The following is a 26,386-nucleotide window of genomic DNA, read 5'->3' on the forward strand; positions in this document are numbered from 1 at the left end:
CGACGCGAACCCTTACCGTCGGAGAATCCCCCGGTTGGATCAGATCAGGCCGGCCCCTGCGACCACTTGCCAGCTGCCGACAGCGGCGAACAGCACCAGCAGGATCATCATGCGGTGCGCCTGCGCCCAGACGTGGATCGGTTCGAGTACCGCCTGGGTATGCGTAGGCGATACGGCATAACTCAACAGCGCCACCTCGAGAACAGCCAGCATCACGAAGACGAAGGCAAGAACGGCGACGATCTGCGTGCCCAGGGAAGCTCCCGATCCGACGATCATGGTGTGCACCAGGAGGATCAGGGGCGGCGGCGCGATATAGGCGAGCCCGAACAACAGCGAGACCCAAACCGCTCCGCTCTCCCAGGCCACCTTGGCGCGACCGAACAACCCCCGCACTTTCTCCACGAGGTGGTGTGAGCGAAAGCGGCCGGCCGACGGTTCGACCGTCGCCTGCGGGTCGGATTCCAAGAGCAGCGTTGACGTGTCGCCATCCGCGCCCACCGGAACCGGCCGCCTGCCCCACCGGAGGACCAGCATTCGCGTCGCGATGAGGATCACGACTACCACGCAAAACACTCCGGTGCCGAGTTGTAGCGGCCGGATACCGGAACTCGGATGTGCGGTGGCCATGTCGTGGGCGAAGGACTCGAAGGATGGAATCCAGTGCAGGGCCGCCAACGAACCCAGCCACAACGGCACGTTCACGATCAGCGCACCCACCCAGAAGGCCAGCAGGTTCTGCACCGGTCGTGGCCGGGAAAGCATGATCAGGATGAGACCGAGCAGCATCGGGTTTAGCGACGCCAAGAGCGCCAACCCCAACACATCGCCCCACATTCGCGTCACCCTACCTAGTTAGCTGATCTTTGGTATCAAATTGTCTGCCTGCCCGAATCGCAGTGCCGCATCGCGACACACTGCCCCGAACAGACCTGCCGTCGCCACGTCACCAGTTAGCTGATCCCGGTCGACCGGCCCCGGCGTCGGCCGGTACCGGCCACGTTGCCCAGACCCGGTACGCCCTAAAGCAGCCCCAGCAGTTCCAGATCGGTCACGTACTTGAGGATGTTGGCTGCCGAGACATGCGGTATGTCGTTGTTTGGACCGACTTTTGCCTCCTGCACAGCCGTCCGGAACCGGACCGCAGGTGCATACGATCCACGGGTGGGCTCGGGCGCATGTAGATCACCTGCCTGCTGTTGCAGCATCGTCAGCATCTGCAGTACCGAGTGCTGCCGTTGGCGTTCGGGTAGGGCCCGAAGCCGAGCTTCGAACTCCCGCAACCAATCACCGAAATCAGCAATACGCTCGATCGGGTAGCCTGCGCCGGCTATCCAATCGATGTAGGTGTCGATCCCGATACCATCGTCGTGCGGGTTCATCACGTGATAGGTCTCGAAGCCGACCGGCGAATCGGTCGCCGCGGAACGCGCCAACTGCCAACCGATCTTCGTGATCGCCTCCGCAACGAAATCAACGGGCAGGCCGTCGAAATGCGCACGTTGCCGTTCCCCGTCCTCACCCCTCTGGTAGAACGACTCGGGCGCCACTCCCGTCGCGACGATGCTCAACACCATGCGGGAAACTGTGTCCGCGACGTTCAACTGACCCGCGTAGGTCGAATCGACCATGATCATTCCGGACCGGAATACCGCCACCGGCAATCGGCACAGATCATGAGCCTCCCGCAAGAGGACTTCCCCGGCCCACTTACTGTTGCCGTAGCCGTTGGCGTAACTCGCCTCGACGGTCCGGGATGCGCTGATCACTCGGATGTCGGCATCTTCGATGAAGCGCGACGGATCCACCTGGCGACCCACGTCCGACGTCGAGACAAAGCTGTAAGGCTTGAGCTTGGCGGTGAGCGCGAATCGGATCAGTTCGGCGGTACCGACCACGTTGGGGCCGAACAACTCGCTGTAGGGCAACACACTGTTGACGAAGGCGGCCGAATCGACGATCAGGTCGACCTTCTCAGCCAGTCGCTGCCAGGTCCGTTCGTCCAGCCCCAGATTCGGTTGACCCTTGTCGCCCGCGATAACCGTCAGTCGACCCGCAGCCAGTTCCTGAAAGTGCTGATGCAGCTTCGGATCCGTGGCAAATACCGCCTCGAGGCGCTGCCGGGCATCCTCGTCGGACTTCCCTCGCACCAGGCAGATCACCGCGTCATCGGCGCGGCGCAACTTTGACAGCCATTCCAAGAGCAGGTAACGGCCCAGGAATCCGGTGGCCCCGGTCAGCAAGACGGTCTGCACGTACCCGGTCGGGCGCGGCAGGGTCGTCGCCGTCCGGAGTGTTGCCGGATCAATGAACTTCTCCAGTTTCAGGTCGCTCGCCCGAACTTCGTTGCTGTCGGCGCCGTGGACGGATGCGAAGCTAACCCGGCCGGGTCCGGGGCCTGTGTCCGAGCCCGCGGCACTCTCCAACTGCCCGACGAGGCGTCGCACCGACGGCGCTTCGAACAGCGTGCGCACCGCAAGGTTTGCATCCAACGCGGTGTTGAGTGCCGCGACCACCCGCATCGCGGAAATCGAATCGCCGCCGAGTTCGAAGAAGGAGTCGTCGACCCCGACCCGGTCGACACCCAGCACTTGGGCGTAGATCCCGGCGATGGTCTTCTCCATTTCAGTCTCGGGGGCACGGTAGTCTTCCACGCTCCGATACTCCGGTGCCGGCAGCGCCCGCCGATCAAGCTTGCCGTTCACCGTCAGAGGCAGGCTGTCCAACTCGATGATCGCGGCCGGCACCATGTAGGCCGGCAGCCGCTCTGCGAGCGCGGTTCGCGCCGCCGCCGGGTCCGCCGAACCGGTGATGTACCCGATGAGGCGCTTATCCCCGGGGCGGTCCTCGCGGGCGATCACCACGGCCTGCTGCACACCCGACACCTCGGCGAGCGCGGCCTGGATCTCGCCGAGTTCGATGCGGTAACCGCGGATCTTGACCTGTTCGTCGGCGCGGCCCAGGTACTGCAGTTGACCGTCGTCGCCCCACCGCACCAGGTCCCCGGTGCGGTACATGCGCGTGCCCGGCTCCCCGAATGGGCAGGCCAGGAATCGGGTAGCGGACAGCCCCGGGCGCCGGACGTAGCCGACGCCGACGCCGCGGCCGGCCAGGTAAAGCTCTCCGACGACGCCGGGAGGCACCGGCCGCAACCAGTCGTCGAGGACGAACGTGGCGCCACTGGGCACGGGCGACCCGATCGGCACGGCCGGGGAGCCGGCCTGCAGCGGGGCGCTCATCGCGGCATAGATGGTGGCCTCGGTCGGGCCGTAGGCGTTGATCATCACCCGTCCCGGCGCCCAACGATCCACCACTTCGGTGGGGCAGGCCTCGCCGGCGACGACCAAGGTGGTGCTCTCCAGACCCTCCGGCGACAGCATGCCCACCGCCGACGGGGTCTGGTAGAGGACAGTCACCTTCTCGGCGACCAGCAGGTCGTGCAACTCGTCCGGGGAACCGGCAATCGCTTCGGGCACGATGACCAGTCGGCCGCCGTGCAATAGCGCACCCCAGATCTCCCAGACCGAGACGTCGAACACCAACGAATGCCATTGCGACCACACTTGACCGGGCCCGGCAGGAAGGTCGGCGTGCAGGGTCGACAGCACCTCCGTCACGTTGCGATGCGTGACAGCAACGCCTTTCGGAACGCCGGTGGTACCCGATGTGTAAATGGTGTACGCGATGTCGTCGGCGGCCGGCAGCAGCAGTGCGGTGTGCGGATAGAGTGACGCGGGAGCGGGATCATCGATCTCGATGACGGCGACGCCCGCTTCTTCCAGCCGGGAGCGAAGATCGGTCGTGGTGACCGCGGCGATCGGCGCCGCGTCTTCGAGCATGAACGCCAGCCGCGCTGCGGGTATCGTCGGATCGATCGGCAGGTAAGCCGCACCCGTCTTGAGCACCGCGAGAATTGCGACGATCGCATCGGCGGAACGCGGCAACAGCAGGGCCACCGACTCACCCGGCCCGGCACCGTAGACGGCCAACAGGTTCGCCAATTCTTCGGCAGCATCGTCAAGTTCGCCGTAGGTGAGGTCGCGGTCTTCGAAGGTCAGCGCCACCGCCTCGGGTGCGAGGTCGACCTGCCGGGAAAACGCCTCGGGGATGGACAGCGACTCGGGGGCCGGGTCCGCGAGCACGGCCGAGTTGGCCCACTCGTCGAGTTGGTCACGTTCGGGGTCGGCGAGTACATCGAGCGACGAAAGCCGTTGCGCAGCGTCGCCGGTCATCGCCGCCAGAATCCGCTGGAAGCGTTCGATCAGCGATTCGATGGTGGCGGTGTCGAAGGCGTCGGTGTCGAACTCGACCCGCAATCCCAATTCGTGGCCGGGCAGGGCCATCACCGATAGGGGGTAGTGGTTGTACTCGCGGTTGGTGAAGTCGGTGACCGCCAGCTCCTGTGCACCCGTGAACGCGCTGGTGTCGATCGGGTAGCTCTCGTACAGGAAGAGCGTGTCGAACAGCTGCTCATGCCCGGCGAGGTGATGGATCTCGGTGAGCGCTAGGTGCTCGTGCTCGAGCGTCTCGTTGTGGGCGTGCTGCAGCTGGCCCAGCAAGTCCGCCACCGTGGTCTCGGCGTCGGCACGGGCCCGCACCGGCACGGTGTTGATCATCAGTCCGACGATGGAATCGGAGCCCATCATGTCGGCAGGTCGCCCCGACACCGCGGTGCCGAAGGCCACGTCGCGCTGGCCGGTCATGGTCATCAGCAGCTGCGCCCACGCGGCTTGCAGCACCGTGTTGATGGTGGTGCGCTGGGCGCGCGCCAATTCGCCTAGGGCACGGGTGGTTTCGAGCGAAAGTCGATAAGACTCGATCCCACGCGGGCCGGCGCTGCCCGGTGCGGCGACCAGGGTGGGCGTCTCGAACCCGTCCAACTCATTGCGCCAGGCTTCCCGGGCCTCTTCGCGGTCCTGATCGGCCAGCCAGGCCACGAAGTTGCGATAGGGGGTGGCCGCCGGAAGACGTTGCCCGAAATAGCTTGCGAAGATTTCCTGGAGGAGGATGGGGAGCGACCATCCGTCGATGACGATGTGGTGGAAAGTCAGGACGAATCGGTGTTGGTTTCCGGCCGTGCGGATCAGCGCCGCCCGGAAGGTGGGTCGTTCGAAAAGGTCGCAGACCGCGGCGCGTTCGGCGGCGCACAACTGCTGAATCTCCTCGTCGGGAGTGAGGTCATCCCCCCGGAGGTCGAGATACCTCCACGCCATCATCGGTTGCGCAGGGATGATCTGCACCGGGTCGTCGAACTGGTCGCTGAATCGCGCTGCCAGATTGGGATGGCGCTCGACGACGGTGTGCAGGGCGTCCCGAAGCCGGTGCTGGTCGACCACACCGGACACGGTGATGTCCAACTGCACCGCATAGACGTCGCTGTCAGTACCCCGGGCGAAGATCGAGTGGAACAACAAACCCTGCTGCACCGGAGTCAGTGGCAGGACGTCGGCGACCGCATACTGCTCGGTCAGTTGATCAATCTGCGATTGGCTCAGCCGCGCCGGCAACAGGTCCGACGGAGTCAGACCGCCACCTCCGTTGCGGACGTGCGCGCAAATGCCGGTCAGCGCCTGCAACCACAATTGGCTCAGCCGGTCGATTTGCGCCTCGTCGAGCACCGACGGCGCCCACGTCCACCCGGCCTGCAGTTGCGGGCCGTCATCGGTGTCCATGGTGCCGGCGTTGAGATCGACCGTATGCATCAGTGGCATTGGAACGTTGGAGGCGGCACCAGTCGCCGTCAACGCATCCTGATCGATGCGCCACAGCTCGTCGGAAAGATCTGTGGCCCCGGCACCCAGTCGACCCAGATAGTTGAAACCGATCGTCGGTTCGGAGCCGCCAAGTTCGACATCGGGGTTCACATAGCGCAGCAGACCGTAGGTCAGGCCGTCCGGCAGTGCACGCAGCTGTTCCTTGGCATTCTTGATCACCGCGCCCAGAGCTGGAGCGCCGGCGCTGACCTGCTCCCAAGCCAATCCGCCAACGTCGAGAGCAATCGGGTACTTGGTGGTGAACCAGCCAACGGTGCGTGACAGATCGACGCCTTCGAAGAGTTCCTCGGCGCGACCGTGTCCCTCGACATCGATACCGACCGGGGCGTCAGTGCCGAGGAATTCCGTCCAGGCCAAGCCGAACGCGACGAGCAGAATGTCTTGTACTCCGGCGTGAAACGCTGCGGGCACCTCACCCAACAGTTGCCGGGTGGTAGCGACGTCCAGGGAGACCGTCGACCGTCCTGCGTTGGCGTAGGTGTCGACGCCCGGTTCTGGAGAGGGCAAAGCCGCCGGGACCGCGGTCACCTCCCGCCACAAATCGGCCGATTCCAGCACGGCCGGGTCCGTAGCGTAATCATTCAGCAACGCCGCCCACCGGGCGAACGAAGTGCCTCCGGTCGGCAATTCCAGCGGCTGTTCGCTACGACGCAGTGCCCAGGCTATGTTGATGTCTTCCAACAAGATTCGCCAGGACACGCCGTCTACCGCGAGGTGATGGATCATCAGGGCCAACTGACCGCTGCTGGGTACCCAGAGAGCACTGAGCATCGAGCCTGCCGTCGGGCTCAGCCGCGACCGCGCGGCTTCCCACGCTTGGTCCGACAACGCGTCGACCGTGCTCGTGCAGTCGGGCGCCTGCACTGCACCGACGGCGGGAACCACGAACGACCACCCTCCGGGAGAGTCGTTGTCCTCGACCCGCAGCCGCAGCGTGGCATGCCGATCCAGCAACGCCTGCAGCACGACATGCACGTCGTCCTCGGTGACCCCCTCGGGGGTCTGCAACACCACCGTCTGGTTGAACTCATCGACGGGACCATCCACGCTCTGCAGCCAGTGCATGATCGGGGTGGGCAACACGCTGCCGATACCCTCGTCGACAACGTCGTTCGAGCCGTCGGCGACTACCGCCACCTGCGCCAGCCTCGCGACGGTCTGCTCCACGAAAAGGTCCCGCGGCCGGCACTGCACCCCGGCGGCCCGAGCTCGAGCCACTACCTGCATCGACAGGATGCTGTCGCCGCCAAGGTCGAAGAACGAGTCGTCGACGCCCACCCGCTCAACTCCGAGAACCTGTGCGTAGATGCTCGCCAGGACCTCTTCGACGGCCGTCGTCGGAGCTCGGTATTCGTCTGCGCCGCTGCGGTACTCGGGGGCAGGAAGTGCACGGCGGTCGAGCTTCCCATTGACGGTCAGCGGCAACGCCTCCAACATCACTACCGCGGCGGGGACCATGTATGCGGGCAGCCGTTCGGCCAGCGCTGCGCGGGCGGCCGCCGGATCGGCGGTACCGGTGATGTAACCGACCAGGCGTTTGTCACCCGGACGGTCCTCACGAGCGATCACCGCTGCTTGTTCCACGCCATCGAGTCGGGCCAACGCCGCCTGCACTTCTCCCAGTTCGATGCGGTAGCCGCGGATCTTGACTTGCTCGTCTGCCCGGCCTAGATATTCGAGTTGACCGTCGCTCCCCCAACGGACCAGGTCTCCGGTGCGGTACATCCGGGCCCCCGGCTGTCCGAACGGGCAAGCGACAAACCGCGACGCAGTCAACCCGGAGCGTCGCGCGTACCCAGTCGTGACGCCGGCGCCCGCGACATACAGTTCGCCAACCACACCCTCCGGAGCGGGCCGCAGGAACTTGTCCAGGACGAAGAGCGCACCGTTGGGCACCGGCGAACCGATCGGGGCCACCTCTGCGCCGGGCCGCAGGGGCTTGCTGATCGCGGCGTACACCGTGATCTCGGTGGGGCCGTAGGCGTTGATCATGATTCGGTCACCGGTTGCCCATCGATCCACCAGGTCGATGGGGCAGGCTTCGCCACCCACCACCAGGGTCGTCGATTCCAGGCCGTCGGGCGAGAGCATGCCGGCCGCAGACGGAGTCAGGCACAGCACACTCACCTTTTCGGTGACGAGCAGACTGTGCAGATCGTCCGGAGAACTCGCCACCGATTCGGGCACGATCACCAAACGACCGCCGTGCAGCAACGCACCCCAGATCTCCCAGACCGAGACGTCGAACACCAGCGAATGCCACTGCGACCACACCTGACCGGGCCGGGCCGCCAGGTCCCCGGTGAGCGCATCCATCAGCTGGGTGACGTTGGCGTGCGTCACCGCCACGGCCTTGGGTACACCGGTGGTGCCAGATGTGTATGTCATATAGGCCAGGTCGTGGGGATGCGGCAGCGGCAACGCCGTTGCGGGCCGGCTCTCGATCTGCGGATCCCCGATGTCGATGGCCGTGACGTCGCAGCCCTCGAGTCGGCCCCGCAGGTCGGCAGTGGTCAGAGCGGCGACCGGGCCGGCATCCGACACCATGAATTCGATCCGCGAATCTGGATGCGCGGGATCGATGGGCAGATACGCTGCCCCCGTCTTCAACACCGCCAGGATTGCCAGGATGGCTTCCGCTGATCGGGGGATCAGCAGGGCTACGGATTCACCTGGCCGCGCGCCGTACTCGCTCAGTAGGTGTGCCAGGCGATCTGCGGCCTCGTCGAGTTCTCGATAGGTCCATTGCCGGTCCCCGCACACCAGCGCCACTGCGTCCGGCGCCCGGTCTACCTGAGCGGAGAACAATTCTGGGATGCAGACCGCAGGTGTTCCCGGTGCCGTCAGTACCGCCCGGTTGCCCCATTCATCGAGCAGATCGTGGTCGTCGTCATCGAGCGCGTCGAACGACAACAGCGTGCGGGTCGAATCCACGCTCATGGTTGCTCCCTTGTGTCTGCCGTCATGTTGTCCAGTACCCGATGGAACCGTTTGACCAACTTCTGGATTCGCGCCGGGCTCAACACGCTGGTGTCGTACTCGATGCGCAGTCCCAGTTCATGGCCCGGGACCGCCTGCACCGACAGCGGGTAATGGTTGAACTCGCGGTTGCTGAAGTCGGTGATGGCCAGGTCTTGCACCCCCAGCAATGCCGCCGCATCGATGGGATAGTTCTCGTAGACGAACATGGTGTCGAACAACTGGTCGTGACCGGCCACGCGGTGGATCTCGTGCAGCGCGAGGTGCTGATGGTCCAGGGTGTCGGTGTAAGCGGTCTGGAGTTGCTTCACCAGGCTGGCGACGGTGGTGTCGGCGGTGATGGTGGCGCGCACCGGCACCGTGTTGATCAGCAGTCCCACCATCGATTCCGCGCCCGCCAGATCCGTGGGCCGGCCGGACACCGCGGTGCCGAACGCGACGTCGTTCTGGCCGGTCAGCCACATCAGCAGCTGCGCCCAGGCGACCTGCAGCACGGTGCTGACGGTGGTGCTGCACGACCGCGCCAGCTCGCCGAGTGCCCGCGTGGTCTCCGCGGATACCTGGAACGACTCGACGGCGCGCCGGCCGAGTGACATTCCCGGCGGCCCCACCATGGTCGCCACCTCGAATCCCTCGAACACCGTGCGCCACGCGCTTCTCGCGGCGTCGTTGTCCTGCTCGGCCAGCCAGGTGACAAACCGCCGATAGGGAACGGGGGCGGGCAACCGTTCACCGAGGTAACTGGCGAAGATCTCCTGCAGCAGAATCGGTTTCGACCAGCCGTCGAGCACGATGTGATGGTTGGTGAGCACAAACCGGTAGCGGTCGGTCCCGGTGCGGATCAGGGCGGCCCGGAACGGCGGCTGTGTTTCGAGATCGAGCACGGCCGCGCGTTCGGCGGCGGACACCTGCTCGACGCGTCGCTCGGCGTCCGCCTCGTCGGTCAGCTCGACGTATTGCCAGACCAGCTCGGGTTCGGCCGAGAGCACCTGGACCGGCTCGCCGAACTGATCGTGGAAGCGGGCCACCACGTTCGGTCGACGCTTGAGCACGGTGTGCACCGCGTCGCGCAACCGCGACGCATCCAGCTGTCCCGTCACGCTGACATCCAGCTGCACCGCATAGAGGTCCTCGCCGCCCTGGGCGGTAGTGGCGTGGAACAGCAGCCCCTGCTGCAGCGGAGTCAGCGGCAGCACGTCGGCGATGTCGCCCTGCTGCGCCAGCTCGTCGATGTCCTGCTGGCTCAGCTTGGCCGGCGCCACGTCCGACGGTGTCAGGCCGCCGCCACCGGCGCGCACGTGGGCGCAGATACCGGTCAACGCCTCGAACCACAGCTGACCGATCCTCTCGATCTGTTGCTGGTTCAGCGCCGACGGCGCCCAGGTCCACGTCGCGTGCAACAGCGGCCCGGCGTCGGTGTCCATGGTGCCGGCGTTGAGTTCCACGGTGTGACCCAACGGGGTCGGGACCGCCGAGCCGGTTGCCGAGATCGCCACCGCATCCTGGTCGATGCGCCACAGCTCCTCGGACAGCTCGCCGGCTCCCGCGCCCAGCCGGCCCAGATAGTTGAACCCGATCGTGGGGTCGGCCCCGGCGAGGCCGACATCCGGGTTCAGGTACCGCAGCAGTCCGTAGGTCAGGCCGTCGGGCAGAGTCCGGAGCTGTTCCTTGGCATTCTTGACCAACGGGCCCAAATCCGTGGCGCCCGCGGCGATCTGATCCCATGGCAGGTCACCGACATCCAGCACCACCGGATACTTGGTGGTGAACCAACCGACGGTGCGGGACAAATCGACGTCGCCGAACAGTTCCTCGGTGCGACCGTGTCCCTCGACGTCGATCCCCACCGGCGCCGTGGTGCCCAGGAACTCCCGCCACGCCAATCCGAAGGCGATGAGCAGGATGTCCTGCACGCCGGCGTGGAATGCCGCGGGAACATCACCGAGGAGCTGTCGGGTGGTCTCGACGTCCAGCGACAGCTGCGTCGATCCCGCGGTCGCGTACGTGTCGGCCGCCGGATCCGGCGCGGGCAGCGCCGCCGGAGTCGCGGCGACCTCCCGCCACAGCTCGGCCGCCGCCGTCACCGCCGGATCCTTCGCGTACTCGGCCAGCAGCGTCGACCACCGCGCGAAGGACGTGCCGCCGGTGGGCAGCTCCACGGGCTGCCCACTCCGGTGCTGCGCCCACGCGATGTTCAGGTCTTCCAACATGATCCGCCACGACACGGCGTCCACGGCCAGGTGGTGCACCAGCATCGCCAGCTGCCGCGTCGCCGGGACCCACAACGCGCTGAGCATCGCGCCGGTAGCCGGGTTCAGCCGGGTGCGCGCCGCCGCCAGGGCTTCGTCGGACAGCTCCGCCACGGTCTGCAGGCAGTCGATGGCCCGCGCCGCATCCGGTGTCGGTACGGTCACCGCCCACCCGCCGTTGTCGTCGGCGGCCTGCATCCGCAGCATGGCGTGTCGTTCCAGCAGAGCCTGCAACACGGTCAGGACACCGTCTTCGGTGACACCCTCGGGAGCCTGCAACACCACGGTCTGGTTGAACTGGTCGACGGGCCCGTCGAGGCTGCGCAGCCAATGCATGATGGGGGTGGTCACCACCGGACCGGTCCCCTCGTCGACCACGTCGGCGGCGCCGTCCGCAAAGGTGACAACCTGCGCCAGCCGCGCCACCGTCTGCTCGACGAAGATGTCGCGCGGTCGGCACACCAGGCCGGCCGCCCGGGCCCGGGCCACCACCTGCATCGACGAAATGCTGTCTCCGCCAAGGTCGAAGAACGAATCGTCGACGCCGACCCGCTCCACGCCGAGGACTTGGGCGTAGATGCCGGCCAGGAGCTCCTCGACGGCGTCGGCCGGCGGGCGGTACTGGTCGACATCCTGGTACTCCGGTGCCGGAAGGGCACGGGTGTCCAGCTTGCCGTTGACCGTCAGCGGCAGCGTCTCCAGCACCACCACCGCCGCCGGCACCATGTAGGTGGGAATCCGTTCGACCAGCGCGGCGCGGACCTTCACCGGGTCGGCGGTGCCGGTCACGTACCCCACCAGCCGCTTCTCGCCCGGACGGTCCTCGCGGGCGATCACCGCGGCCTGCTCCACGCCGTCCACATCTGCCAAGGCCGCCTGGACCTCGCCGAGTTCGATGCGGTAGCCGCGGATCTTGACCTGCTTGTCGGCGCGACCCATGTACCGCAACTGCCCGTCGGCACCCCAGGCGACCAGGTCGCCGGTGCGGTACATGCGTGCTCCGGGAGCGCCGAACGGGCACGCCACAAAGCGGGTGGAGCTCAGATCGGAGCGGCCCAGATAGCCGGTCGCCAGGCCGGTTCCGGCGACATAGAGTTCGCCGACGACACCGACCGGCACCTGCCGCAGCCAGCCGTCCAACACGAAGAAGGCCAGGTGGTTCAGCGGCACGCCGATGGGGCTGGCGTTGCTGTCGGCATCCGCGGCGGTGATCTCGCGGAACGAGGCGTGCACCGTGGTCTCGGTGATGCCGTACATGTTGATCATCCGCGGTGTTTCGGGATGGCTCTGCATCCAGCCCGAAAGTCGTTGCGGTTCCAGCGCTTCGCCGCCGAACACCACGGTCTGCAGCTTCAGCTGCTGTCCCAGCTCGGGGTGCAGCGCGTCGGCGGTCTGCAGGGCGTAGAACGCCGAGGGTGTCTGGCTGAGCATGCTGACTTCCTCGGTGACCAGCAGCGCGTGCAGGTCTTCCGGCGAACGCACCACCGCATCCGGCACCACCACCAGGCGCCCGCCGTAGAGCAGCGGCCCCCAGATTTCCCAGACCGAATAGTCGAAGGCCAGCGAGTGGCACTGCGTCCACACCTGCCCCGGAGCCAGTTCGGCGCTGAGCGCGTCCAACAGCTCGGTGACGTTGCGGTGGGTGACCGCAACGCCTTTGGGCGCACCGGTGGTTCCGGAGGTGTAGATGATGTAGGCGATGCCGTCGGCTGCCGGAATCGGCAGCGCGGTGCTGGGTTGCGCCGCGACGTCGGGGTCCTCGACGTCGACCACGACCATGTCGGGCAGGCCGGCGGTCATCAGCCTGGGGCGCAGCTCCGCTGTGGTGACCGCGACGATCGGGGCGGCATCCGAGAGCACGTACTCGATCCGCGCGTCGGGATGCGCGGGATCGATCGGCAGATAGGTGGCACCGGTCTTGAGCACGGCCAGGATGGCCGCGATGGCCGTTGCGTTGCGCGGTAGCAGCAGCGCCACCCGCTCCCCGGGCCCGGCGCCGCGGCTGACCAACAGATGCGCCAGCCGATTGGCCATCTCGTCCAGTTCGCCGTAGGTCAGCGAACGTCCTTCGAAGGTCAGCGCCACCGCCGCGGGGTCGCGGGCCACCTGTTCGGCGAACAGTGCCGGGATCGCCGGAGCGTCCCTGTCGGGACGCGCGAGCACCGCGCGGTTGCCCCACTCGTCCAAGCGCTGGTGTTCGTCGGCTCCGAGGAGGTCGATCGAGGACATCCGACGGGCGGGATCGGCGGCCATGGCCGTCAGTACCTGCTGCAGCCGGCCGAAAAGGGTATCGATGCCGGCCTTTTCGAAGACCTCGGTGTCGAACTCGATGCGCAACCCCAGTTGCGATCCGGGCATCGCGACCACCGACAGCGGGTAATGGTTGTACTCGCGGCTGGCGAAATCGGTGATCGCCAGGTCCTGCACACCACCCAGTAGGGCTTCTGCGTCGATCGGATAGTTCTCGTACACGAACAGCGTGTCGAAAAGACGTTCCTGACCGGTGATGCGGTGAATCTCGTTGAGCGCCAGGTGATCGTGCTCGACCGTGTCGTTGTGAGCGCGCTGCAGCTGATCCAGCAGTTCGGCCACGGTGTCCGCCGCGGTGAGGTCCGCACGGACCGGGACGGTGTTGATCAGCAGACCGACCATGGATTCCGCCCCGGCCAGATCGGCAGGCCGGCCGGAAACGGCGGTGCCGAAAGCAACGTCCTGCTGGCCGGTCAGCCACGTCAGCAGCTGCGCCCAGGCGGCCTGTAGCACGGTGTTGACGGTGGTGCGCTGCGCGCGCGCCAGTTCGGTGAGCGCCTGCGTGAGGGACTCGGGCATCAGGTAGGACTCGACGCCGCGGGGTCCCGCCTGGGTGGGTGGCGCGACCAGCGTCGGGCTGTCGAATCCGTTGAACACCGTGCCCCAGGCGCTGCGCGCGGCGTCGAGGTCCTGGCCATCCAGCCAGGTGACGAAGTTGCGGTACGGGGCCGCCGCGGGCAGCCGTTGACCGTGATAGCCGGCAAAGATGTCCCGCAACAGCACCGGCAGCGACCAGCCGTCGATCACGATGTGGTGAATCGTCACCACGAGCCGGTGCCGGTCGGCCCCGGTGCGAAGCAGGGCGGCCCGGAACACCGGTTGGTCGGAGAGTCTGCAGGCGGCGACGCGTTCGTCGGCGCAGAACTGCTCGACCCGTTCGTCGACGGCAGCGCCCGCGCCGGAATCGACGAGTTCGAGGTACTGCCAGGCTATTTCGGGCTGGGCTGGAATGATCTGCACCGGTTCGCCGAAGTCTTCACTGAACCGAGCCGCCAGGTTCGGATGCCGTGCGACCACCGCGTGCACCGCGTCGCGCAGCCGATCCGCATCGAGTGGGCCGCTGACGGTGATGCCGAGTTGCACCGCGTAGACGCTGTCGTTGGCGACGCCATCGGAGCTGTCGCCGAAGTTCGCCTGGAACAACAGGCCCTGCTGCAGCGGGGTCAGGGGCAGCACATCGGCGACCTCGTACTGCCGGGTGAGCCTGTCGATCTCCGATTGGCTGAGCCGCACCGGCGTGACATCCGACGGCGTCAATCCGCCGCCGCCGTTGCGGACGTTGGCGCAGATGCCGGCCAGCGCCTCGAACCACAGTTGGCCGAGTCGGCTGATCTGGTCGCTGTCCATCGCCGACGGCGCCCAGGTCCACGACGCTTGCAGCTGGGGACCGGCGTCGCTGTCCATGGTGCCGGCGTTGAGTTCGACGGTGTGCGCCAACGGCATTGCCACGGCCGAGGCCACGTCGGCCATCGCCATGCTGTCCGGGCTGATCCGCCAGAGTTCTTCGGAGAGGTCGCCGGCGCCGGCGCCCAGCCGGCCGAGGTAGTTGAAACCGACGGTGGGCTCCGGGCCGCTGAGTTCTGCCTCGGGGTTGAGGTAGCGCAACAGTCCGTAGGTCAGACCGTCGGGCAACCCGCGCAGTTGTTCCTTGGCGCTCTTGATCACCGCGGCAAGCTGAGCGTCGCCCGTGCGGACCTGAGCCCAGGGCAGGGACCCCACCGCCAACGCCACCGGATACTTGGTGGTAAACCAGCCCACGGTGCGGGACAGGTCCACCGTCGCGGAAAGCTCTTCGTGGCGGCCATGGCCTTCGACGTCGATTCCGAGGGGTCGGCTCGAACCCAGAAACTCCGTCCAGGCCAAGCCGAAGGCGATCAACAGGATGTCCTGCACGCCGGCGTGGTAGGCGGCCGGCACCGGACCCAGCAGCTGCTGCGTGGTCTCGGCGTCCAGGGACAGCGAGAGGTGCCCGGCGTTGGCATAGGTGTCGGTGGCCGGCTGGACCTCGGGCAGCGCGGGCGGGGTCGCCAACACCTGACGCCAGGCGTCGGCCTGGTCGAGGACTTCCGGCGTCCGCGCATGCTCGGCGAGCACCGCCGACCAGGTGGCAAAGGATGTCCCGGTGATGGGCAACTCGATCGGTTGTCCGTGGTGGTGCTGGGCCCACGCGAGGTTCAGATCCTCCAACAGGATGCGCCAGGACACGCCGTCGACGGCGAGGTGGTGGATGATCAGCGCGAGTTGGCTGGTGTCGGTTGCCCATACCGCACGCAGCATCAACCCCGCGGCGGGGCTCAGTTGTGCGCGCGCCGCCACCAGCGTTTCCGGCGTCAGCGCGTCGACCGAAGTGAAGCACTCGCGGGCCTGCACGGAGCCGGCGTCGGGGACGAGCATCGACCACCCGTCGACGACCTCGGCCTGCAGGCGCAGCGTGGCATGGCGGTCCAGGAGGGCCTGCAAGACCGCCAGCACGTCGTCCTCGCGCACCCCGGCCGGGGCCTGCAGGACCAGCGTCTGGTTGAACTCGTCGATGGCCCCGTCACTTTCGCGCAACCAGCGCATGATCGGGGTGGCCGAGACCGGACCATTGCCCTGGTCCACCACGGCAGCCTCACCCGAGACCACGTCGACGACGACGGCCAATCGAGCCACGGTCTGCTCGACGAAGATGTCGCGCGGCCGGCACAGGATGCCTGCCGCTCGCGCGCGGGCGACGACCTGCATGGACAGGATGCTGTCGCCGCCGAGGTCGAAGAACGAGTCGTCGACGCTGACCCGCTCCATCCCCAGTACCTCGGCGAAGATCCCCGCCAGGACTTCCTCGACCGCGGTCTCCGGGGCACGGTAATCCCGGTTGGCACCGACGTATTCGGGTGCGGGCAGCGCGCGGATGTCCAGCTTGTTGTTCGGTGTCAGCGGCAGCGCGTCCAGCACCACCACGGCCGCAGGCACCATGTACGGCGGCAGCCGGTCGGCCAGTTGGCTCCGGGCCTCGACCGGATCGGCACTGCCGGTGATGTAGGCGACCAACCGCTTGTCGCCGGGGCGGTCCTCGCGGGCGATGACGGCGGCGGCCTCGACCCCGTCGAGGGCCGCCAGTGCCGCATGGACCTCGCCGAGTTCGATGCGGTAACCACGGATCTTGACTTGTTCGTCGGCGCGGCCCAGGTACTGCAACTGGCCGTCGTCGCCCCAGCGGATCAGGTCGCCGGTGCGGTACATGCGGGTCCCCGGCTCGCCGAACGGGCATGCCACAAAGCGCGACGCCGTCAGATCCGGGCGCCCGATGTAGCCCGGTGCCACGCCCTCGCCCGCCACGTACAGTTCGCCGACGACGCCCGCCGGTACCGGCTGCATCCAGCTGTCCAGCACAAACAAGGCCGCAGCGGGCACCGGTGAGCCGATGGGCACCACGCCGGTGCCGGCGGAAAGCGGGGCGCTGATCGCCACACACATCGTGGTCTCGGTCGGGCCGTAGGCGTTGATCATCGTCCGCCCGGGGGCCCAGCGGTCGACGACGGCGGCCGGGCATGCCTCGCCGACGACCGCCAACGCCGTCGACTCCAACCCCTCCGACGGGAGCATCGCCACCGCCGACGGGGTCTGGGTCAGCACGGTGACCTTCTCGGCCACCAACAGTTGGTGGAAGTCCTGCGGCGAACCCGCAACCGTTTCGGAGACCACCACCAGCCGGCCGCCCCGCAGCAGGGCGCCCCAGATCTCCCAGACCGACACGTCGAAGGCCAACGAGTGGCACAGCGGCCAGACGCCCGGGTTGGGCAGGCCCGCGTCCAACGTCGTCATCAACTGGGTGACGTTGTGATGGGTTATCGCCACACCCTTGGGTGCACCCGTGGTGCCCGACGTGTAGATCACGTACGCCAGATCATCGGGACGCGGTGCGGGCAGGGGGCTGTCGGGCTGGTCGGCCAGCGCCGGGTCATCGACGTCGACGACGGGGATGTCGTGGCCGTCGAAACGGGAGCGCAGCTCGGCGGTGGTGAGCACGGCCGCCGGCGCCGCGTCGGCCAGCACGAACTCCAGCCGCGACTCCGGCACCGAGGGGTCGATCGGCACATACGCCGCGCCCGTCTTGAGCACCGCCAGGATCGCGACGACGGCGCGATCGGTGCGCTCGGACACCAGAGCCACCCGCCGGCCCGGGCCCACCCCGCCGGCCGACAGCAGGTGGGCCAACCGGTTGGCGGTCGCGTCCAGCTCCCGATAGGTCAGCGAGATGTCCTCGAAGGTCAGCGCCTCCGCGTCGGGAGCGGCGGCGACCTGCTGTGCGAACAGGTCGGGAATCGAGATCTTGTCGGCGGCACCGGTCAAGGCGCCGGTGTTGCCGATCGCCGCGAGTTCGGCGCGTTCGTTGCCGGCGAGCAGATCCAACGAGGACAAGGGCCGATCGGGATCGGCGGCCATGGCGGTGACGAGAGTCTGGATATGGTCCGCCAATTCGGCGACCTCGAAGCTTGCGAACGGCTGTCCGGCACCCGCCGTGCTCAGGAACAACTCGTTGCCGGCGCCGATGAAGAAGAGCCCGAAGCTGCCGGTCGGTCCGTGGTTGGTGTACGACACCGACACCTCGGCGCCGGCGAGGTCGGCGGTGAGGCGAGAGGGAATGAAGTTGACCGCGATGCGCCGCGAGGGCTGGCGCGGACCCCCGACGGTGCCGTCGGGGCTCAGGGCGTGGACCGGGAACCGCTGGTGTTGCAGCAGTTCGCGGATGCGGATGTCGACGTGGCGGCAGAACTCGCCGACCGTCATCTCCGGCGGGGATTGCAGCACCAACGGCACGACACCGGCGAGCATGGCCGGCAGCGACTTCGAGTCTTCGCCCACGCGCCGGCTCACCGGGAAGTCCAGCGCCACCTCCGAGCCGTAGCCCGACCAGGCGCGCGTCAACAGTGCGACCGCGGCGGTGGTGACCGTGTAGCGGCGGATGCGCAGGCTCTTGGACAGTTCCTTGATGTGGCCGACGACCGCCGGATCGATGGGTACCGATGCCGACGGGGCGTACGCGTTGCGACCGGCAACCGCGGGGGCGGGCGGCTGATCGAGGCCCGCCTCCGGTGGAAGATTGCCGAGCCAGTACGCCAGGTCGTCCTGGTAGTCCGCGGACGCCTCGTAATCCTTCTCGCAGTCGACGAAATCCTGCAACGAGCCGAAGTAGGCGGGCGCGCCGGCTTCTCCGGTGGCCAACGCCGTATAGATCGATGCGATCCGGCGGCTCACCAGAGCCATTCCCAATCCATCTACGGAGATGTGATGACCCAGGCCGAACAGATAGAACTCGTCAGGCCGGGTGCGGAAAAGTGCGAATTTCACCAGTCGCCCGGTGAGCGGCAGCGGGGTGTGCTGAATCTCCGACGCCTTTTCGAGGACGGACTGCACCGGATCCTCGGTGTCACTGACGTCATAGAGGGGGAGTTCGATTTTGGAGTAATCGAGCGACTTCTGGAAAACCTGACCGTCGACTTCGAAGAAGGTTGCCCGGGCCGGCTCGGCTTCCTGTAGAGCTTGCCGTACCGCCTCCTGCAGGAGGCCGTGGTCCACGGTGCCGTCGATTCTGCCCAGGAGGCCCAGCTGCCATTCCGTGCCGGCCAGTCCGCTTTCCTGCGATAGCCAGATATCCAGCTGCCCTCGTGACAGCGGCAGAGCCCTGGGGTCAGGTTCCATTATCAATTCCCCACACCATGAGTTGACCGTGTAATTGAATTGACCGCTTTTTTAAAGAGCCCCGCCCTGCGCCAATCGATCGCGCAGGCTCTTCGGTCGAATATCTGTCCAATTCTTTTCGATGAATTCCAAACACTCCGCTCGGGGCGCTTCCCCATGAACCACCGTCCAACCTGCTGGAACGTCGGCAAAACTCGGCCATAGGCTGTGCTGCTCTTCGTCATTGACCAACACGAAGAAGCTGCCGCTCTCGTCGTCGAACGGATTAATGCTCAACTTTTCTCCATACCGCCCAGGAACACGTGACCTCACCCAACATACGGGAGGTCTCAGGATAACGCCCGATGTATTCACCAAGTTTCCGGGTGACCACTTCTTTATTGAAGTTTAGTTAGCTCAGGCTAGGAGTTTGCTGTACTAACCTTTTTCTTCGCTTTTGCGAGGTCATTGGCCTGCCCGACCGGCGCTAGCGCGCTTGCGACATTTCACTCTCTATGAGAGTCATGTGGACGCACCCTCAGGCTTGGGTACAACAGACCGACCCTGAACGTCATGGTTCGTAGGTGCGACAGGTGGCCTGAGGCTTTCGATTGGCGCTGAGGCCAGGGCAGCAGCTGACGCGAGCCTCCAAGTCCTCCGCTGAACTTCCCCGAGCGGCAAGTACAAAGCCTTGCGTCCTGATGCGGCCGACGCCCCTGGCCCTCCTCGCCGGCGCTCGGCAGTCTAGGCAAACAACGAGTGCACGATAGAAACTTCGCCGCGAACCCGGCACGGCCTACGGGGACGAAGAAACTCTCAGTGAGATTCTGGGTCAGGGCGATCCTGCGCCGCCGAACCCGGCGATGTACCGCGAGGCAAGACCATCATGAACAACGGGATCTTCACCGTGACGCCGCCGACCGGTGCGCGCACAGTGAAGGATACGACCTCCAACTCGAGGCGTCGGCCCCGCTGGGTCTCCATCTCCAGACGACCCGGTAGACGCTTGGGCGCAGCCAACCAATCCAGACCGCGTTCGATGGACTCGACCAGGTTCATGGTGGCGACTATACCCGGGGAGGCGCAGCCGCCCGCGATTCGCAATCTGACCCAAACCCCGGGACAGCCCACTACTTCGGCTGCACTGCAATTGCTTTCGTTGCGTCTCAAGCCCTGATGAAGCAGTACAGGCGGTACTCTGAGCTACCTTCGCTACTGAGGTCATCGTATGCCTTCTGCGCCGGCGCAAAGTCATGAACCATTCGGCGGAACATCCTCGGTGTGACTCGATCGATGACGTCCTGCCACTGCTCAAGGGTCATCTTCATGCCGCGCCTGACTTCGGTGTTGATGACCTGGTACGAAACAACCTGTAATGGTCCGGCCGCCAGTGCCGCCTCCCATTCGGCAATCTGCCGAGTTGAACGCGCATCTGTGTAGAGGAAGTGTCCACCCGGCCGCAATACACGTCCGACCTCGTCAAGAAAGCGCGAGAATCGCGGGTATAGGTGGGAGGACTCAACGTTGATCACCGCATCGAACGATGCGTCCAGGAACGGCAGTTCTTCGGCATCGCCTTGCACGAAATCCAAGTTCGGCAGTTGATGCTGGCGCCGACAATATTCGATGCCAACCGGGTTCACGTCCAGGCCGATGTACGACTCCGGTCCCAAAACGCGCGTGATATACGACGCCCCGCCGCCGTGGCCGCAACCAACTTCCAACACCCGCTTGCCCTCGAGTTCCACCTGGGAGGCCGTGCGGTGATAGAGCTGGATGGGAAATCGGTTGGGCTCGTCGGCCGGCGACAACGCCAATGCCATCGGCGGATCTTCTTCGTACCCGTAGTTGAGGAACACCACGTCATCCGAATTCAGCCTGCGTGTCGCGTACCGATAAATAGATTTCTGCGCCAATTGGGTGAACTTCGCATTCAGCGTCGGAAGAATCCGGTCGCGAGACGACCACCCCCCAGTTCTCACAGCCATGCCCGGAGTATTGCAGAGATCTGCGGACCTTACCGCCAGTTGAACAGTTCGCTTCAAGGTCCGCTGCCCTCGTCCGGCTGTCCGCCCGATAGGCTGCAGACGATAGCCGCGAAAGGCTTCCGCTCCAGAGAATCCCTGAAAGGCTCAGACCCGCATGAAGTTTGCGCTGGCATGTTACGGAACTCGCGGAGACGTAGAGCCCTCTGTCAGTATCGGCCGCGAACTTGAGCGGCGTGGCCACGAGGTAAACCTGGCCGTACCACCTGATCTGGTGCCCTTTGCCGAGGAAGCGGGCCTCGCAACGGTCTCCTACGGACCGAAACTGTCGGACTTCTTGCAGGAGGACTTCCTTCGAAATTTCTGGGCCGAGTTGGCCCGTCGCCCGCTGAAAACACTCCGGGAGCTCTGGCAGCCGATCGTCCACTACTGGGATCAGACAGGTGCGACCTTGAAGTCGCTGGCCGACGGTGTCGACCTGCTGTCCACGGGGCTCAACTATGAGCAGCCGGCCGCCAATATTGCGGAGTACTACGACATTCCACTGGTCACACTGCATCACTTTCCGATGCGCCCCAACGGGCAGCTGGTGCCAATGCTTCCGCCCACACTGGTTCGATCGGCCGGGTCGATGTCGGAGTGGATGTTGTGGCGGATGACAAAGGACGTCGATAACGCGCAGCGGCGCGAGTTGGGGTTGGGGCCTACCACACGAACATCGGCGAGGCGCATCGCCGACAGAGGAACCCTAGAGATACAAGGCTACGACGCTGTATCGGTCCCTGGTCTCGCGAAGGAATGGGCCCGGTGGGGGGACCGCCGGCCATTCGTGGGCGCATTGACGATGTCGTTGTCCACTGACGTGGACAACGAAGTCACCTCATGGATCGCCGATGGACCGCCACCGATCTGCTTCGTCACCGGCAGCATCCCGGTGAAGTCACCCGCCGAGACCGTCGAGATGATCAGCGCCACGTGTTCTCAACTGGACCAGCGGGCGTTGTTGTGCGGCGGTGGCACCGACTTCACCGGGATCTTGCAGTCGGAGCACGTTAAGGTGGTCGGCGCGGTCAATTACGCAGAGGTGTTCCCTTTGTGCCGCGCGGTAATCCACCATGGCGGCTCCGGGACCACCGCAGCGAGTCTCCGCGCCGGAATTCCGACGCTCATTCTTTGGAGTTCGGCCGATCAGCCCTACTGGGGAAACCAAGTCCAACGATTGGGAGTGGGTACCGCTCGCCGCCTTTCGCGCAGCGGTGCGAAAACACTAGTCACCGATATCCGCCGAATCCTCCGCCCTGAGTATGCAACTCGAGCCCGCGAACTCGCCGCGCAGATGACCAGCCCGGCGGAGAGTGTGTCCAAGGCCGCCGACCTCTTCGAGCGCTCCGTTATTCAGTGACCGTGAGCACGACCAGGTGCCGGGAACTGCGGCGCCGAGTCAGCGAGCCGGCTTCAGCAGCAGCCCCTGACCGGTGGGCAACGCACAGATAGCAATTCCCAGTTCCTTCGCCACGTCATCCATGGCTTGCCGCTGCTCGTCGCGGCCGCGCTGAGTGTAATCATCAAGTAGCACAACGGCACCTGGGGTAAGCTTCGGCCAGAAATACTTCAGAGCAGCGACTTCCGGTGGCGCACAGTTCATATCAATATGTAGAAACGCAACCCTGTCGGTGTCGACCTCGTCCAGCGTTTCCGGGACTGTGCCAGCGATGACGCGGTGGTTACGCCATTGGGAAAAATTGGCACGCACCTGGTCGGCGGAGTTTGCGTAGATACCGAAGTCCAGCGCGGCCTTGCTCTTCGTCAAAGCTCCTGCCTTACGCTCCAGCGCAGTGACGAATCGCTCATCCATACCCTCGAATGTATCCAGAAGATAGAACGTCTTACCCAATCGGTCCCAATCGAGATTCTCCATCACCGCACTGCTCAAGAAGCCGTGGCTGACGCCGCACTCAACGAAGTCGCCTTCCAAATGACTGGCTGTTGCAGCGGCCCATAGTCCAACGTGCACACGCCATTCCCAATGATAGAAATCCTTGCCACCAAGAGCTTGGACTCCGCGTTGATAGGCACGCTTGAACTCTGGATCGTCAACGAAGGCGTGACTGTTGAAGCAGATCAATGCATCGTTCGAGTACACATCGGGCAGGATCGTTCGCGGGATCCAGTATGCGGTACGGAGCACGAACCATGCCAGGCGGAACCTCATCGACCATGTATGTGCCACGCGAAAACCATACCCCGCCGTATGCCCCAGATGAATGTAGTTGGCTTTCCCGCCCAGCGTGACGGTCCTACGTCAGACCGCAGGCTTGAGCAGCAAACCCTGGCCGGTAGGTAGGGCGCAGATCGACACGTCCAAATCGCGCGCCACCTCATCCATAGCAACGCGCTGTTCATCTCGGCCACGGTTGGCATAATCGTCCAGCAGCACAAACGCGCCAGGCGTCAACTTCGGCCAGAAGTACCGCAACGCCGCGACTTCCGGTGGCGCGCAGTTCATATCAATATGCAAGTACGCGATGGACTCAGACTCCACCTGACCCAGCGTCTCCGGCACCGCTCCGACGACAATCCGGTGGTTGGACCATTCAGCGAAGTTGGCGCGCACGCTGTCGACGCCGTCGACATACATCCCATTTCGAACCAGTTCTTCGCTCTTCACCAGCGCGCCCGACTCGCGCTCGCTCTCGGAGATGAACCGCGGGTCCAGACCCGCGAAAGTATCGAGAAGATAGAACGTTTTACCCAAACGATCCCAGTCGAGATACTCCATGATCGCGCTGCTCAAAAACCCATGGCTGACACCACACTCAACGAAGTCGCCTTCGAGTCGACTCGCGCCGGCGGCGGCCCACAGTCCGACGTGCACACGCCACTGCCATTGGTACCAATCCTCGTCACCCAGAGCACGCGCCCCGCGCTGGTAGGCACGTTGGAAGTCCGGATCGTCCACAAAAGCGTAGCTATTGAAGCAGATCAGCGCGTCGTTCGAATACACCTTCGGCAGCAGCTTGCGTGCGAGCCAGTACTCGGCCCGCACCGCCTTCAACCACAGGCGAGTACGTCCTGAAAGTTTGCCCACCACAGCGGCAACACTAACACTCGCTGGCGCAACACGGATTCTCTCCTCGATTCAGGAAACGCGTCTTCGCGACTTTCATACGGGTCAGTCAGCCGTGCCTGCGCGCGCCAGCGACCTTCTCCACCAGGTCAGCAGCGTCAACGACGCTGTCGCTGGGCTTACTCATCCGAGCCGCAAGATCGCGGGCTCGTGCGGCAGTTTCCGGAGTCAAGATTCGGCGTAGATCGGCGGTGAGCGTCTGGCGGTTGGTCTTCGAAAAGCGGCGCGTGGTACCTACTTTCAACCGCTTCACCTGTCCCCCCCAGAGGGCTTGATTCGCATCCATCGAAAGAATCAGGGTCGGGATACCCGCGCGCATGCTCGCCGCGGTCGTGCCGGAACCGCCGTGGTGGACCACCGCGCGGCAGGCGGGAAAGATCGCCGCATAGTTCACCCCAGACACCACCTTGACGTTGTCGTGGGTCGCTGCATCACTGAAGTCGCTCCAGCCGGCGCAGATCAAGGCTCGCTCGCCGAGTTCGGCGCAAGCCGAACTGATCATTTCGACTGTCTCCCCGGGAGACTCGACCGGCATGCTTCCGAAGCCGAAGCAGATCGGGGGTGTCCCCGCTGCTATCCAGGACATCACCTCGTCGTCGGACTCGGTCGGTAACTCCATGGTCAGCGTGCCGACGAACGGCCGCTTTTCATTCCATGACGACCACTCGGCGGCGAGGCCGGGGAACGCAGCGGCATCGTAGGCTTGGATCTCCACCGACCCGCGGCGGATGATGCGGCGCGACGTCGGTCCCGTCGCCTTCGGCAAGCCCAGGTCACGCCGCTGCGCATCTTCGATCTTCTTGTTCAGGCGCCAGCCCAACCAATCGAACGCGATCATCGCCGCGCGGCCGAGAGGTGCGGGCAACCACGTGACCAGTTGACCGTTGGGCCGCATCGGAATGTGGTGCAACGTGGCCAGGGGAATATTGTGATACTCGGCCACGTTGGCGGCCGGTTCCTGATAGCTCTGACCAGCGACCAACACATCGGCGCCGTCCGCCGCGGCGGTGAGCGTCTCAGCCATCTGCACCCACGCCTGATCGCTGAGCTCCCACATTTGCCGCCACAACCGACGGATATCGCCGATTCTCCAGAACTTGTGTAAGGCAAACGTCCAGAAGCTGCGATACACGTCGACCCACGTCCTGGTGTCCAGACCATAGGCGACGGTCTCGAGGCCTGCAGCTTCACTGAAGTCGACCAGGTCGGGCGGCACCGCCATCACCACGGTATGTCCTCTGCGCTGCAATTCGCGACCGACGAAGACTGTGGGCTCGATATCGCCGCGCGTTCCATAGCTGGCCAACACAAGCTTCATCGCGGATCACACCTCTCCACCAGGCTCCGCAGCCATCGCGGACTCGTCGGCGTCCGGGAGGATGTCATTCCTTCCGCCAGAGCACCCCGGTACCGTCAATCTCGACGATCTCAGCCGAGATGCCGTGCGCTGAACGGTAATCCGTGACGGCCTGCTGGCAACCATCGATCGCGTGATAGTCGTCGACAATGCAGAAGCCACCCGGGGACAACCGTGAATACAGCCCGTCCAAAGCCTGGATCGTGGATTCGTAGAGGTCACCGTCGAGGCGTAGCACCGCAATCTGTTCGATAGGAGCATCGTTCAAGGTGTCCTTGAACCAGCCGGGGAGGAACCGCACCTGGCTGTCCAACAGGCCGTAGCGTTCGAAGTTTGCCCTGACATCCTGCTCGGACACCGCCAGGATCGGGGCGGCCAAGTGCAATCGGTCGCCCTTGTCCGCCTTGAAGTTGGCCGCGTCCGGCGGCGGCACCCCGGCGAACGAATCGGCCAGCCAGACGCAACGGCTCTCATCGCCGTAGGCCGCGAGCACCGCACGCATCAGAATCGATGCCCCGCCGCGCCATACGCCACATTCGACCAAGTCACCGGGGACGTCATCGGCGAGCACGGTTTCGACGCACTCCTGGAGACTGGTGAGGCGCTTCATCCCGATCATCGTCAGCGCGTCGGCGGGCCAATCCAGCCCCAGGTCGCGTTTGCGTTGATCGAAGGGGCGCTTACGCACCAACATGAAGTTGCCGATCTTGAAGAGAGGACGATGCAACCAGTCCCACCCAACCGGCACCAGCTCATCGCTCCCGTACCGGGTCAGGTCCTGCCGCAGCAGGTCCAAGTACGCAGATCGGCTGTCACGATCAGTCACGGTCAAAAAACTGCCCCAATCTCCAATATTGGCAATCTCGGGGACAGCCTAACCCTATCGCCATGCCTTGGCGTCATTTCGGGTTCTCCCGCACCCGTTGGGACGCTGAGGTTTTGGC

At 65.3% G+C, this 26,386-nt stretch carries 11 protein-coding genes; 1 reads left to right on the plus strand and 10 read right to left on the minus strand.

Going from position 1 to position 26,386, the window contains the following annotated elements; all coding sequences use genetic code 11:
- Window positions 1–39: 39 nt before the first annotated feature.
- From R2K23_RS23170 to mtf2, 6 genes are all read right to left on the minus strand, one after another.
- Window positions 40–837: a GAP family protein gene (locus tag R2K23_RS23170; protein WP_316512943.1), complete on the minus strand. Its 798-nt coding sequence runs from the start codon at window positions 835–837 to the stop codon at window positions 40–42.
- Window positions 838–1,022: 185 nt separating this feature from the next.
- Window positions 1,023–8,714 (minus strand): non-ribosomal peptide synthetase, encoded by a 7,692-nt coding sequence (locus R2K23_RS23175; RefSeq protein ID WP_316512944.1) that lies wholly within the window; start codon window positions 8,712–8,714, stop codon window positions 1,023–1,025.
- Complete coding sequence (locus tag R2K23_RS23180; protein WP_316512946.1) at window positions 8,711–18,994, minus strand: non-ribosomal peptide synthetase; 10,284 nt, start codon at window positions 18,992–18,994, stop codon at window positions 8,711–8,713. The genes R2K23_RS23175 and R2K23_RS23180 overlap by 4 nt, the downstream gene beginning before the upstream one ends.
- A 51-nt stretch (window positions 18,995–19,045) precedes the next feature.
- Window positions 19,046–19,270 carry an MbtH family protein gene (locus R2K23_RS23185; protein ID WP_316512947.1) on the minus strand — a complete coding sequence of 75 codons (225 nt, stop codon included), beginning with the start codon at window positions 19,268–19,270 and terminating at the stop codon, window positions 19,046–19,048.
- A 519-nt stretch (window positions 19,271–19,789) separates the two neighbouring features.
- On the minus strand, window positions 19,790–20,032 hold the full coding sequence (locus tag R2K23_RS23190; protein WP_316512948.1) for a hypothetical protein: 243 nt from the start codon (window positions 20,030–20,032) through the stop codon (window positions 19,790–19,792).
- Between the two features lie 107 nt (window positions 20,033–20,139).
- Entirely contained in the window at window positions 20,140–20,961 is an 822-nt protein-coding gene (gene mtf2, locus R2K23_RS23195; RefSeq protein ID WP_316512949.1) for a fatty-acid O-methyltransferase Mtf2, read from the minus strand.
- 154 nt (window positions 20,962–21,115) lie between these two features.
- Here mtf2 and R2K23_RS23200 point away from each other — a divergent pair, with 154 nt between their 5' ends.
- Window positions 21,116–22,360: a glycosyltransferase gene (locus R2K23_RS23200; RefSeq protein WP_316512951.1), complete on the plus strand. Its 1,245-nt coding sequence runs from the start codon at window positions 21,116–21,118 to the stop codon at window positions 22,358–22,360.
- A gap of 39 nt (window positions 22,361–22,399) precedes the next feature.
- Here the strand turns inward: R2K23_RS23200 and R2K23_RS23205 are convergent, their stop codons facing one another.
- The 4 genes from R2K23_RS23205 to R2K23_RS23220 all read right to left on the minus strand — a co-directional run bounded on the left by R2K23_RS23205 (window position 22,400) and on the right by R2K23_RS23220 (window position 26,268).
- The gene (locus tag R2K23_RS23205; RefSeq protein WP_396893681.1) at window positions 22,400–23,170 is read right to left on the minus strand and encodes a class I SAM-dependent methyltransferase; all 771 of its coding nucleotides are present in this window, start codon (window positions 23,168–23,170) and stop codon (window positions 22,400–22,402) included.
- A gap of 90 nt (window positions 23,171–23,260) precedes the next feature.
- The gene (locus R2K23_RS23210) at window positions 23,261–24,049 is read right to left on the minus strand and encodes a class I SAM-dependent methyltransferase (protein WP_316512953.1); all 789 of its coding nucleotides are present in this window, start codon (window positions 24,047–24,049) and stop codon (window positions 23,261–23,263) included.
- Between the two features lie 85 nt (window positions 24,050–24,134).
- Entirely contained in the window at window positions 24,135–25,403 is a 1,269-nt protein-coding gene (locus R2K23_RS23215; protein ID WP_316512954.1) for a glycosyltransferase, read from the minus strand.
- A 64-nt stretch (window positions 25,404–25,467) separates the two neighbouring features.
- Window positions 25,468–26,268 (minus strand): TylF/MycF/NovP-related O-methyltransferase, encoded by an 801-nt coding sequence (locus R2K23_RS23220; protein WP_316512956.1) that lies wholly within the window; start codon window positions 26,266–26,268, stop codon window positions 25,468–25,470.
- Between the last annotated feature and the right edge of the window lie 118 nt (window positions 26,269–26,386).

The organism is Mycolicibacterium sp. MU0050 (genome assembly GCF_963378085.1).
Taxonomy (GTDB): domain Bacteria; phylum Actinomycetota; class Actinomycetes; order Mycobacteriales; family Mycobacteriaceae; genus Mycobacterium; species Mycobacterium wendilense.